General features: G+C 59.2%; 9 protein-coding genes and 2 rRNA genes (1 of these 11 running past the window's edge). 7 read left to right on the top strand and 4 right to left on the bottom strand.

The window, feature by feature from the left end; all coding sequences use genetic code 11:
• The 5 genes from AB4N53_RS15265 to AB4N53_RS15245 all read left to right on the top strand — a co-directional run.
• A 23S ribosomal RNA gene (locus tag AB4N53_RS15265) occupies window positions 1–1,373 on the top strand; it begins 1,521 nt to the left of the window's first position.
• 155 nt (window positions 1,374–1,528) lie between these two features.
• Window positions 1,529–1,644, top strand: a 5S ribosomal RNA gene (gene rrf, locus AB4N53_RS15260).
• A 148-nt stretch (window positions 1,645–1,792) separates the two neighbouring features.
• Window positions 1,793–2,452, top strand: a complete 660-nt coding sequence (locus tag AB4N53_RS15255) for a paraquat-inducible protein A (RefSeq protein WP_460121467.1) — start codon at window positions 1,793–1,795, stop codon at window positions 2,450–2,452.
• Window positions 2,439–3,062 (top strand): paraquat-inducible protein A, encoded by a 624-nt coding sequence (locus AB4N53_RS15250; protein ID WP_071173597.1) that lies wholly within the window; start codon window positions 2,439–2,441, stop codon window positions 3,060–3,062. The genes AB4N53_RS15255 and AB4N53_RS15250 overlap by 14 nt, the downstream gene beginning before the upstream one ends.
• Window positions 3,055–5,358, top strand: coding sequence for a PqiB family protein (locus tag AB4N53_RS15245; RefSeq protein ID WP_460121465.1), 2,304 nt, complete (start codon window positions 3,055–3,057; stop codon window positions 5,356–5,358). Before AB4N53_RS15250 ends, AB4N53_RS15245 begins: the two co-directional genes overlap by 8 nt.
• A 177-nt stretch (window positions 5,359–5,535) precedes the next feature.
• On the opposite strand, the gene mksF is transcribed toward AB4N53_RS15245, so the two are convergent.
• The 3 genes from mksF to mksB are packed head-to-tail and all read right to left on the bottom strand — an operon-like array spanning window position 5,536 to window position 10,344.
• A complete protein-coding gene (gene mksF, locus AB4N53_RS15240) occupies window positions 5,536–8,376 on the bottom strand; it encodes an Mks condensin complex protein MksF (RefSeq protein ID WP_130910078.1) in 2,841 nt (946 codons plus the stop codon).
• Complete coding sequence (gene mksE, locus AB4N53_RS15235; protein WP_016773189.1) at window positions 8,373–9,074, bottom strand: Mks condensin complex protein MksE; 702 nt, start codon at window positions 9,072–9,074, stop codon at window positions 8,373–8,375. Before mksE ends, mksF begins: the two co-directional genes overlap by 4 nt.
• Complete coding sequence (gene mksB / locus AB4N53_RS15230; RefSeq protein WP_160768349.1) at window positions 9,064–10,344, bottom strand: Mks condensin complex protein MksB; 1,281 nt, start codon at window positions 10,342–10,344, stop codon at window positions 9,064–9,066. Before mksB ends, mksE begins: the two co-directional genes overlap by 11 nt.
• 232 nt (window positions 10,345–10,576) lie before the next feature.
• Here mksB and AB4N53_RS15225 point away from each other — a divergent pair, with 232 nt between their 5' ends.
• Together AB4N53_RS15225 and rimI are read left to right on the top strand one after the other, a co-directional pair.
• Window positions 10,577–11,323, top strand: a complete 747-nt coding sequence (locus tag AB4N53_RS15225) for an energy transducer TonB (RefSeq protein ID WP_460125161.1) — start codon at window positions 10,577–10,579, stop codon at window positions 11,321–11,323.
• Window positions 11,316–11,768, top strand: coding sequence for a ribosomal protein S18-alanine N-acetyltransferase (gene rimI, locus AB4N53_RS15220; protein ID WP_076564123.1), 453 nt, complete (start codon window positions 11,316–11,318; stop codon window positions 11,766–11,768). The genes AB4N53_RS15225 and rimI overlap by 8 nt, the downstream gene beginning before the upstream one ends.
• Before the next feature lie 119 nt (window positions 11,769–11,887).
• Here rimI and AB4N53_RS15215 read toward each other — a convergent pair whose 3' ends face one another.
• On the bottom strand, window positions 11,888–12,292 hold the full coding sequence (locus AB4N53_RS15215) for a serine kinase/phosphatase (protein ID WP_460121462.1): 405 nt from the start codon (window positions 12,290–12,292) through the stop codon (window positions 11,888–11,890).
• Window positions 12,293–12,428 lie beyond the last annotated feature (136 nt).

The following is a 12,428-nucleotide window of genomic DNA, read 5'->3' as shown; positions in this document are numbered from 1 at the left end:
ACCCTTTGGGTGACGAAGTGGTTGATGCCATGCTTCCAAGAAAAGCTTCTAAGCTTCAGGTAACCAGGAACCGTACCCCAAACCGACACAGGTGGTTGGGTAGAGAATACCAAGGCGCTTGAGAGAACTCGGGTGAAGGAACTAGGCAAAATGGCACCGTAACTTCGGGAGAAGGTGCGCCGGTGAGGGTGAAGGACTTGCTCCGTAAGCTCATGCCGGTCGAAGATACCAGGCCGCTGCGACTGTTTATTAAAAACACAGCACTCTGCAAACACGAAAGTGGACGTATAGGGTGTGACGCCTGCCCGGTGCCGGAAGGTTAATTGATGGGGTTAGCTAACGCGAAGCTCTTGATCGAAGCCCCGGTAAACGGCGGCCGTAACTATAACGGTCCTAAGGTAGCGAAATTCCTTGTCGGGTAAGTTCCGACCTGCACGAATGGCGTAACGATGGCGGCGCTGTCTCCACCCGAGACTCAGTGAAATTGAAATCGCTGTGAAGATGCAGTGTATCCGCGGCTAGACGGAAAGACCCCGTGAACCTTTACTATAGCTTTGCACTGGACTTTGAATTTGCTTGTGTAGGATAGGTGGGAGGCTTTGAAGCGTGGACGCCAGTTCGCGTGGAGCCATCCTTGAAATACCACCCTGGCAACTTTGAGGTTCTAACTCAGGTCCGTTATCCGGATCGAGGACAGTGTATGGTGGGTAGTTTGACTGGGGCGGTCTCCTCCTAAAGAGTAACGGAGGAGTACGAAGGTGCGCTCAGACCGGTCGGAAATCGGTCGTAGAGTATAAAGGCAAAAGCGCGCTTGACTGCGAGACAGACACGTCGAGCAGGTACGAAAGTAGGTCTTAGTGATCCGGTGGTTCTGTATGGAAGGGCCATCGCTCAACGGATAAAAGGTACTCCGGGGATAACAGGCTGATACCGCCCAAGAGTTCATATCGACGGCGGTGTTTGGCACCTCGATGTCGGCTCATCACATCCTGGGGCTGAAGCCGGTCCCAAGGGTATGGCTGTTCGCCATTTAAAGTGGTACGCGAGCTGGGTTTAGAACGTCGTGAGACAGTTCGGTCCCTATCTGCCGTGGACGTTTGAGATTTGAGAGGGGCTGCTCCTAGTACGAGAGGACCGGAGTGGACGAACCTCTGGTGTTCCGGTTGTCACGCCAGTGGCATTGCCGGGTAGCTATGTTCGGGAAAGATAACCGCTGAAAGCATCTAAGCGGGAAACTTGCCTCAAGATGAGATCTCACTGGAACCTTGAGTTCCCTGAAGGGCCGTCGAAGACTACGACGTTGATAGGTTGGGTGTGTAAGCGCTGTGAGGCGTTGAGCTAACCAATACTAATTGCCCGTGAGGCTTGACCATATAACACCCAAGCAATTTGCGAACTCGAAAGAGACCAGATTGCGGTGTGTGAAGACGAAACGAACCGAAAGTTCGAAGCGCACAAACACCGAAAGCTGTCACATACCCAATTTGCTGAAGCGAGGCCATCTGGTCACGAGTCAGTACCCGAATTTCTTGACGACCATAGAGCGTTGGAACCACCTGATCCCATCCCGAACTCAGCAGTGAAACGATGCATCGCCGATGGTAGTGTGGGGTTTCCCCATGTGAGAGTAGGTCATCGTCAAGATTAAATTCCGAAACCCCAATTGCGAAAGCAGTTGGGGTTTTGTTTTGCCTGCGAGAAAGTTTTTCAGAGCTTCGGCGAACAAAATTGCACAGTTATTTTCGAAGCAGAACACTAGAATAGCCCCATCTTTTTCGGAGCCAGAGTCTGTATGTCAGAATCGGTTGACGCCCCCGGGCTGTCAGATTTACCGCTGGAAGACTTGATAGCCTGTCACGAGTGCGACCTGCTGATGCGCAAGCCGACACTTGCCCATGGTGAGAAGGCTCTCTGCCCGCGCTGCGGCTACGAGTTATATGCGCACCGCCATAACGTGGTGCAGCGCAGCCTCGCCCTGGTGATCGCGGCGTTATTACTTTACGTACCGGCAAACTTTTTACCCATCATGCAACTCAATATCCTCGGGCAATCGTCGCAGGATACGGTCTGGAGTGGCGTGGTCGGCCTGTTCAACACCGACATGCAAGGAGTGTCGATCGTCGTCTTCCTCTGCAGTATGGCGATACCGTTGCTCAAGTTGCTGTGCCAGCTGTTTGTGTTACTGACGATTCGTTTCGATGTCGGCCGAAGCTACGGTTTGCTGCTCTATCGCATTTATCACCATCTCAGAGACTGGGGCATGCTCGAGGTCTACCTCATGGGCGTCTTGGTCGCGATCGTGAAGCTGGCGGATATGGCAGCCATCACCGTCGGCCTCGGGCTGGCATGTTTCATTGGCTTGTTGTTGCTACAAGTCTGGCTGGAAGTGGTGATGTCACCGCATCAGATCTGGCAGGCATTATCAGGAGAGGATGCCCATGCGGGCGATTGATGCGGGGATTCTGGTATGTACCGAATGCCACGAACTGAACAAGCAGGAAGCTGACGTCGACGAGCAGAGCTGCACCCGCTGCGGCGCGCAGGTTCACGCTCGCCGCCCCAACAGCCTGACCCGCACCTGGGCGCTGTTGATCACGGCAGCCATTATCTATATTCCGGCGAATGTCTTGCCGATCATGACCGTCAGTTCTCTGGGCCAGGGAGAGCCGAGCACCATCATGTCCGGCGTGATTGAGCTGGTGCAGCACGGCATGATTCCGATCGCGAGCGTGGTGTTCATCGCCAGCATTCTGGTGCCCACGTTCAAGCTGGTGGGCATCGCGCTTTTGCTGTTTTCCGTGCAGCGTCGGCAGCCATTGTCGGCCCGTCAGCGTATCTGGATGTACCGTTTCATCGAGTTCATTGGCCGTTGGTCGATGCTCGATATTTTTGTGATCGCCATTCTCGTGGCGGTCGTCAACTTCGGCCGGATAGCCAGTGTCGAAGCCAATCTGGGCGCCGTCGCCTTCGCCTCTGTGGTGATTCTGACGATGCTCGCCGCAGTTACTTTCGATCCCCGACTGATTTGGGATAACACGGAGTCGGACGACGACCATGACTGATTTGCCTGTAGCGAAAACCCGACCGGCTTCGAACTGGTCTGCCATTTGGGTGCTGCCTCTGATCGCGCTGATCATCGGCGGCTGGCTCGGCTGGCGTGCTTATTCCGAGACCGGCATCGAGATTCAGGTGCGCTTCGAAAGTGGCGAAGGTATCCAGGCCAACAAGACTGAAGTTGTCTACAAAGGCATGCCGGTCGGTAAGGTCAAGACGCTCAAGCTCGACGATGAAGGCAACTCCAAAGGAGTGATCGCCACCATCGAGATGAACAAGGACGTCGAGCAATATCTGAAGACCAGCACACGGTTCTGGCTGGTCAAACCGAGCGTGACCCTTGCCGGTATTACGGGTCTGGAAACGCTGGTCTCGGGTAACTACGTCGCCATCAGTCCCGGTGAAGGCGAGCCTGTGCGCAAGTTCAAGGCATTGGCTGAGGAGCCGCCGCTGTCCGACGCCAAGCCCGGCCTGCACCTGACCATCAAGGCTGATCGCCTCGGTTCGTTGAATCGTGGCAGCCCGGTGTTCTACAAGCAGATCAAAGTCGGTCAGGTCAAAAGCTACGTGCTTTCCGAGGATCAGAGCACCGTTGAGCTGAAGGTGTTCATCGAGCCGACCTACGCCAAACTGGTGCGCAAACACACACGTTTCTGGAACGCCAGCGGCATCAGCATCGACGCCAACCTGTCCGGTGTGAAAGTCCGCAGCGAGTCCTTGGCCAGCATCGTCGCTGGGGGCATCGCCTTCGCCACGCCGGAGAATCGCAAGGACAGCCCCGCGACCGATCCGAGCCTGCCGTTCCGTCTCTATGAAGACTTCGACGCCGCCGCCGCCGGGATTCGCGTGAAGGTCAAACTCAGCGATTTCGAGGGGCTGCAGGCCGGTCGAACGCCGGTGATGTACAAAGGCATTCAGGTCGGCAACCTGAAAGCGTTGAAGGTCGATCCGGACCTGAACAGCGCCACCGCCGAACTGACCCTTGATCCATTGGCCGAAGACTATCTGGTTGAGGGCACGCAGTTCTGGGTGGTCAAACCGTCGATTTCTCTCGCCGGTATTACCGGCCTGGAAGCGCTGGTTAAAGGTAACTACATTGCCGTGCGTCCGGGCGACAAAGGCGCTGCGCCAAAGCGTGAATTCGAAGCACGACCAAAAGCACCGCCGCTTGACCTGCGATCGCCGGGCCTGCATCTGGTGCTGTTCACCGATTCGCTGGGCTCGATCGATGTCGGCAGCCCGATTCTGTACAAGCAGGTCAAGGTTGGCTCGGTGCAGAGCTACCAGTTCTCCCGAACCAAGAAACAACTGGTCATCGGCGTGCACATCGAGAAGGAATACGAAAACCTGGTCAACGCCTCGACGCGCTTCTGGAACGTCAGTGGGATTACCCTCACGGGTGGCTTGACCGGTGGAATTCAGGTGAAGAGTGAATCCCTGCAAACCCTGATGGCCGGCGGTATCGCATTCGAAACGCCGCAAGCCAATGCGCCCCTGAAGAAACGCATTCCACGCTTCCGTCTGTTTGCCGATCACGACGAGGCCAACAGGAAAGGCGCAGTAGTGACTATCAAGGTCGATCGCGCTGACGGTTTGAGCAGCGGCACGCCGGTGCGTTTCAAGGGCCTGGATGTCGGCAAGATCGAGAGCGTGGATCTCACCGACGACATGCAGTCGGTAATTCTCACCGCTCGCATCACCGAAGTGCCGGAAAAGATTGCGCGGGTCGGCAGTCAGTTCTGGGTGGTCAAGCCGGAGCTGGGCCTGATCAAGACGCAGAACCTGGAAACGCTGGTCACCGGCAAATACATCGAAGTCCAGCCGGCAGCGAAAAATCTCGGGCCGCAAAAAAACTTCGTTGCGTTGGCCGAAGCACCGGAAGTCACCAGGCAGGAAGCCGGTCTGAGTCTGGTGTTGAGCGCTGCACGTCGCGGCTCGCTGAAGCCCGGCGTACCTGTGACCTATCGTGAAATCACCGTCGGCAAGGTGACCGGTTATGAGTTGGGGCAGACCGCTGACCGTGTATTGGTGCACATCCTGATCGAGCCGAAGTACGCGCCATTGGTGCGCAGCGGCAGCCGCTTCTGGAACACCAGCGGCGTGGGCTTCGATTACGGGTTGTTCAAAGGCGTGACGGTGCGCACCGAATCGCTGGAGACGCTGATTCAGGGCGGAATTGCCTTCGCCACACCGGATGGCGAGCGCATGGGCAATCCGGCGCGGGCCGAGCAGACGTTCCCGCTGTTCGACAAGTTTGAGGATGAATGGCTGACCTGGGCGCCGAAGATTCAGCTTGGTAAATAGCAGCGTCTGTTGAGACGCCTTCGCGAGCAGGCTCGCTCCCGCAGGGGAACGCATTCCAATTGTGGGAGCGAGCCTGCTCGCGAAGGGGCCAGCCAACTCAACACAAAATCCAGGCCATAAAAAAGGGCCGCGATCCCATCAGATCGCGGCCCTTTTTTTGCCTTCAGCTAAAGCCGATCAAACCGCATCCAGCTCCGGCTCATCGGCCTGCACATTCAGTGTGGCCTTGACCACATCATGCCGGCGGATGTACTTCCAGTCCGCTTCGTCGATGTAGATACCGGCCGGGCCGCTGCCGCCTTCCAGGTCGATCGCGACACTGGCGCAGACCTGCGGCTTTACACTCGCCAGAATTGGCACGAAGCCCAGTTGCAGGCTGGTTTCCAGCAACGCCGCCTGGTTCTTCTCATCGATGTCCGCTGCCTCGTCGAGGTAGTACGGCAGGCGCACGCGACCGGCCAGATCGCGATCCATCAAGTGCAGCAACAAGTACATGTTGGTCAGCGCCTTGATGGTCATGGTCGTACCGTTGGACGCGGCGCCGTCGATGTCGGTGTGGATTACCGGTTGGCCGTTGACCTTGGTGATCTCGAAGGCCAGTTCGAACAAGTCCTTGAGGCCGAGCTGGTTGTGGTTCGCCGCCACCAGCCGCGCCAGGTATTCCTTGGCCTCTTCGTTCTTGTTGTCCTGCTCGGCGCTCTGGCTGAGGTCGAACACCGACAGGGTTTCGCCTTCCTCATATTGCCCGGCGCTGTGGATGATCTGGTCGATGTGCTTGAGCGCTTCCTTGTTCGGCGCGAGGACGATGCGGAAGCTCTGCAGGTTGGAAACCTGACGCTTGTTGATCTCGCGGTTGAACAGCGCCAGTTGATGCTCGAGGCTGTCGTAATCGCTGCGGATATTGCGCAGGGTGCGGGCGATGTCGGTGACCGCCGCGCGCCGCGCCTTGCCCAAGGTCAGCGCTTCATCAGTGCGGTGCGCGTAAGCGTTGATCAGCAGCGACAAACGCCGCTCCATGTCGTCTTCGCTGTCGAACTTGGCCACGCCTTTGAGACGCACCTGCGCATACAACGCCTCGATCTGCCCATCGGCACGCAGCAGGCCCTGCCAGCTGTCCTGATAGTCGTTGAGCAGCGGCAGCAGGTTGTCCATCGAATCATCGACCGGATCCATGAACGGCGTGCCGAACGGCAGATCCGCCGGCAGCAACTGACGACGACGCAGCGCATCGTCGAGCGTGCGTTGCTTGGCTTCCATATCAGCGATCTGCCGGCCAACCAGTTGCAGCTTGGCCGACAGTTGCTGGACGCGCTCGGTGAAGGCATCGCTGGAGCGCTTGAGTTCGTCCTGCGCGGCTTCCATCTGCGCCAGTTGCTCGAGCTTGTCGCTTTCTTCGGCGCTCAGCGTCTGGGTGCGACGGAAATCTTCCAGCGCCTTCTGTGCGTCCAGCACCTGCTGGTATAGCTCCTCGGTCTGGGTCTTGCTCGCAGCGCGGTCGGCAGCCACGGCTTGCTGGGTTTTCAGTTGCTTGAGCTCTTTTTCCAGACGCTCTTTCTGATCACGCAGCGCGGCGCGGTCGGCCAGTGCTTGCAGGGCCGGCGGCTCGATGTGCGAGATGTCGATAGACAGGCCCGGCACTTCGAAACGCTCGCCCTTGAAGCCATCAAGAATCAGCTCGACCGATTTGACCCACTCGCCGTTCTCGTCGAGGGTGATGCCGTGCTCGCCCAGCGGCAAGCTGAACAGCGCGCTGTTGAACAGGCGCATCAGGCGTTCGACGTCCTGTTGCGAGAACTCTTCGCGCAGACGGGCGTAGCTGTTGTTATCAGCGTGATCGAGTTGCTGCTTCACCGATTTCAGGCGTTTTTCCAGATCGCGAAGGCGCTCTTCCAGATCTTCGGCGCTGAACTGACGCGACTGCGCCAAGGCACCGGCCAATTCATCGTGGGCATCCTTGGCGGCGAGCAATTGTTGCTCAAGCACTTTGACGTCATCGACCAGAGCGAAGCGGTTCTTCAGCACCGACAACTCGCCGAGCCAGCGCTGAATGCCGGAAATCTCCCGCTCCAGACGCATCAGTTCCTGAGTGCCGCCGCGCTGATCGTTTTGCAGATCGTCCTGCTCGCGACGGTAGTGCTCGGCCTGGATGGTCAGCTCTTCCTTGCGCGCAGTGGCGTAGTCCGACCAAGTGCCGAGCAGGGAATCAAGCAGCGGCGACAGGCGATGCAGCTTGCCGCGCAGCACATCGCGCTGTTTCACGCCGTTGGCCAGCGCTTCAACCAATGGGCCGGCGGCGACCAGCGAGTTGTAGTCCTGCTCCATGCGCCGCACATCGCGGAAGGCTTCTTCGCACGCGGCGATGTAATCGACGCTGCCCGAACGCAGGCTGTGTTCGAAGGCATCGAGGAACAGCTGCTTGAGCTTGGCCGCGGTGATTTCGCGCATGTGCAGCAGGTTGATGAACAGCGCGCGGAAGGTTTTCAGGCTCTGCTCGCTGGTGGAGCGCAGCGGGATCAGCGTCAGGTCGAGCGGGATCGACGTGTGGCCACCAACCAGCAAGCGGCGCAGTTCATCGGGCTTGAGTTCGTAAGCCTTCAGGCCTTCTTTTTCGAGATTGCTGAACAGTTCTTTCTGGCGCAGGCAGGTGTCGTTTTTCTGGTAGTGGGCCAGGTCGAGCTTGCCGGCGTAGGCGAAGAACTGGTGACCGAAACCACCGCCCGGGCCGCGACCGACCACGCCGATCACGTGGGGGCCATGGGGCAGGTTGACTTCGACGAGGATGTAACTGGTGTCGGAGGCGAAGTAGAAGCGCCGCGATTGTTCGAGGCTGTACTTGCCGAAACTCATGTCCGACATACGCGCCAGAATCGGGAACTGCAAGGCGTTGATCGACGCCGATTTACCGAGGTTGTTCGCGCCGTAAACCGACAATGGTTCTTCCAGCGGGAACAGACCGAGGCTGTAGCCGGCGGTGTTCAAAAGAGCAAAGCGGCGGATGCCGTAGCGTTCCTGGCTCATGCATCGGACTCCTGTTCTTCGGCAATGGCGCGGGCCAGTGCGTCTTCTTCGCTTTCTTCTTCAAACTCGCTCAAATCCAATGGATCGTCGGTTTCGAGGAATTTCGCTTCGGCTTCTTCGTCGATCAGCACCGGCGCCGGCAGCGGCAATACGCTGTGCACGCTGGCTGCCAGGTCGCGGTCCTGCTGCACCGACAGGCACACGTCGAGGAAGCGGTGCATCGGCGGCAGGAAGCGGTAGACACCGTTTTCTTCGCCGGCGAAACCGAGCTGGGTCATGCGGCGCATGATTTTTTCTTCGAGTTCTTCGACGGTCTGCACTTCGGCCTGAATGAACAGGTCGCGGTACTTGTCCAGCAGCGACGGCAGTTCTTCACGGCCGAGGCTGCCGCCATCGAGCACGGCAATCGGGTCGCGGCCCTGATCGGCCAGGTGCTCGACGAGGATGAAGGTGAACAGCGCCAGACGCTGGGCGGTTTTGTTTACTGCTGCGGCGGCCATGTCCGGCACGAAATAGTAGAAACCACGGGTGTCGCAGACCAGTTCAAAGCCCAGCGCCTTGAACAGCGTGCGGTACTGGTCCTGGAAATTCGACAGTTGCGCGTACAGCTCGGGATCGCGGCGGCTGACGTGGTAACCCTTGAACAACTCGCGGAAGATCGGCGCCAGTTGCGACAGTTCGGAAAGATCAAGATGCATTTGGGATGCTCGCAGAATCCTCGGCGGCGGTATCGCTGGCCGAGAGCAGGGCGAAGGAGCGCAGGCTGACCTGGTGCTCGTGAGTGTGATATTCGCGGCGTTCCAGACGCTCGCGCTTGAAGCGTTTTTCCCGCGACAGGCGCGAGAACCAGTAAAGCAATTCGTCGGTCGCGCCGTCCGGCTCCTGCTCCAGCAGCCAGGTCATCAGATCCGGCATTGGCAGCGACTCTTCGCAGCGATCGACCATCTCGCGCACAGTGCGCGGCGCCCGTGGAGCATCGCCAGCTTTCTGGGTCTTGTGCGCCTTGGGGAAGCGCGCCGGCTTTGGCTCGAAACGCGCCAGCGCATAAACGTAGGCTTCGACCTGACTGGCGCTACCGAGAAAGGTGCTTTGCGGGCGGGTGAACAGTGGCATCGCCGCTTGCGGCACGGCGTCGATACCTTTGCGGCGAATTGCCGCCAGCGCCAGTGCGGCGCCACGGGTCACGGCGTTGTGCCGACGCGCTTCTTCACGCAACGGCAGCAGCAGTTCGCGGGCATGACGCAGGGTCAACTGCGCGCTGGTCTGCATTTCCAGAATGCGCGCGTGGGTGCGCAGGAGCATGTCGTCATCGACCAGATGGCCGAGGCGCTGCTGTTCGCTGAGCATCTTCAGCAGCACCGTTTCGACCTTGCGCACGCCTTGTTCGAAGGCGCCGTCGGCGTTGACCAGATCGATCATCGGCTCGACGTATTCGTCCCACGTCGCCAGGACTTCGGCGTAACGCTGACGCAACGGAATCTGCCGGTCGCTGGTCTTCGCCCGTTCGGCGACGGCGACCAGTGCCTGTTCGTCGTTGTCGAGTTTCTTCAGTACGTCGCGCACGCGCATGTCGAGCAACCGCAACTGGCGCGCCAGATCGTTGCCGTCACGCACATCGAAAGCGTCCTGGATATAACCGGCCAGACGTTCGAGGTGACGCAGGTAGGCTTCGATTTCCAGGCACAGACCGAGGCGGTGTTCGCGGCGCAGGTAGGCGAGGAAGTCGTGGATCTGCGCGTTGAGCTCGAAGCGGTTCGGGCTTTTCGCCACCGGAACCAGAATATCGAGGCGAATCCACACGTCGAGCAGGCTGGTGATGTCCTGCGGCGTGCTGTCGAGTTGTTGGGCGGCCAGTTGCGTGCGCAGTTCGTTGAGGCTCAGGGTGCCTTGGTCGAAGTGCTCGCACAGTGGCTCCAGAAGTGCCCAGTGTTCAGCGAGGGCGCGCAAGACGCGCTTGGGTTCGATCATCGGAATGGCCGGCTGGTTGGCGATTAAAAGCGGCGATTGTACTGCATCACAGGCGCGGCGATTCACTCTCGGGACGGGCTGTCGCATTCTTTGGCCAAAGGGCAGCGGCGCGGGGTATCGATCAACAGCGAGCGATCTTGTGCGAAGGGCGGTAGAATCAGCGCACTTTCCGTTATCCACAAGTGGCCGACCTTTGCTTATCGAGTCCCGCCGCCGCGCCTATTTGAACGCCATGCAGGTGGTCAACTGGCTGCCGCGCACCGAACTGCCTTTCGCCGCACCGTCGCGGCCCGAGCTGCTGGAGATGCCCGAGCCTGAGCTTGAGGCTCCGGTTACTCCGGCGCCTCAGGCCGAAGCACCGGTGCAGCCTGCCGCACGCCCGGCCGAGCGGCCGAAAATCGAAGTGCCGCGCCCCTCGCTGGCCAGCACCCGCAATGGCGCAAAACCGGTGGAAGAAGTCGACGAGACGCCGGTGGTGGTCAAGCCTGCGCCAGTGCCGCCGCCGCGTTTCGCCCTGCAACTGCTGCGCGCCGGGCGTTGCCTGCTGCTGGTCGAGTTACCCACAGGCGAAGCGTTTCAAAGTCGCGATCCGGCCTACCTGCTGCTCAAGGACATGCTGCGCGCCGCCGGTCTGCCGGATGCGCCGCAAATCGTCGGCGAACCGGTGCGCTGGCCGTGGCTCAATCGCGGCACGCTGGATCAAGGCCCGGAAGCGGCGCGCGACTTCGTGCAGGGTTTCCTCTCGGTACAGATGGAAGCGGCGCCCTGCGCCTGTCTGTGGCTGATCGGCCTGCCGGCGGTGAAGTTTGCCGGGGAAGCGGACGCCGAAGCATTCAATCGTGAACTGCAGATCGAAGGTCTGGGCCTGGCCTGGGCGATTCCCGGTCTGGAACTGTTAATGGAAGAGCCACAGCGCAAGGCCGCTGTGTGGCAAGCCATGCGTCGGCTGATGGCGCGCTGGAAACAATCCGATGAGTGAGGCTGTAACCTTTCGCCCGATGACCGAGGCGGATCTGGACGCTGTGTTGAAGATCGAATACGCCGCGTACAGCCATCCGTGGACCCGGGGGATTTTTCTCGATGGCCTGGGCAAATACCAGATCTGGCTGATGTTCGAAGGCCAGCAGCAGGTTGGCCACGGCGTGGTGCAGATCATTCTTGATGAGGCGCACCTGCTCAATATCACGGTCAAACCGGAAAATCAGGGGCGTGGGTTGGGGCTGACGTTGCTCGAGCATTTGATGTCGCGGGCGTATGCGGCTGAGGCTCGGGAATGTTTTCTCGAAGTGCGCGACAGCAATACTGCTGCGTTCAGGTTGTATGAGCGGTATGGCTTCAACGAGATTGGCCGGCGTCGCGATTATTATCCGGCGGTGGGCGGGCGTGAGGATGCTGTGGTGATGGCCTGTACCCTTGTTGACTGAGGCCCTGTAGGAGCTGCCGAAGGCTGCGATCTTTGATCTTGCTTTGGATTTTACAAAAACAAAATCAAAAGATCGCAGCCTTCGGCAGCTCCTGCAGGGAGCGAATTTCAGTCAGCTGATCACCGCTTGCCATCCAGCGGATCCAGATCCGCCAGTTCCGCTTCATCCAGCCCGTCACCGCCGCCGATGTCGTTTTCACCGACCTCGCTCAAATCCCAATCCGCCGGATTGCCCTCACCGAGTTCATCGGCATCGCGCGCGCCGTCCTCGCGAATCAACGTTTCCGGGCTCAGGTCATCGTCGGTTGGCTGATGATCATCCACCGAAGCCCCGGTCATCCCCGCTTCACGCACCCGCTCAGCCGGCATCAACTGGTCGCGTTCGCGCTCGGGCAGCTCATCGCCGATTTTCGCACTGGGCTCTTCGTCGTCAAAATCCAGCTCGTGCACCGAGCCCATGCGGTCTTCGTTATCGTCGATGGGCTCCGGTTGCACCGCATCATATGGGCGTCGTGAATCAGTCATGGCAATTCCTCATACTGTGGGCCTTACTGAGTGGACTCACCGGGCGCGCGAGAATTCCAACGGAAACACTTTGCACTGGTGGCGTGACTTCGACGGGTGGTCGTCTATCAAACCTGCGCATCTTTCTTGAGGCCTT

The sequence above is a fragment of the Pseudomonas sp. H3_E04 genome (genome assembly GCF_054668915.1).
The sequence above is the reverse complement of the archived record's forward strand: the minus strand, read 5'-3'. Positions and strand labels throughout refer to the sequence as shown.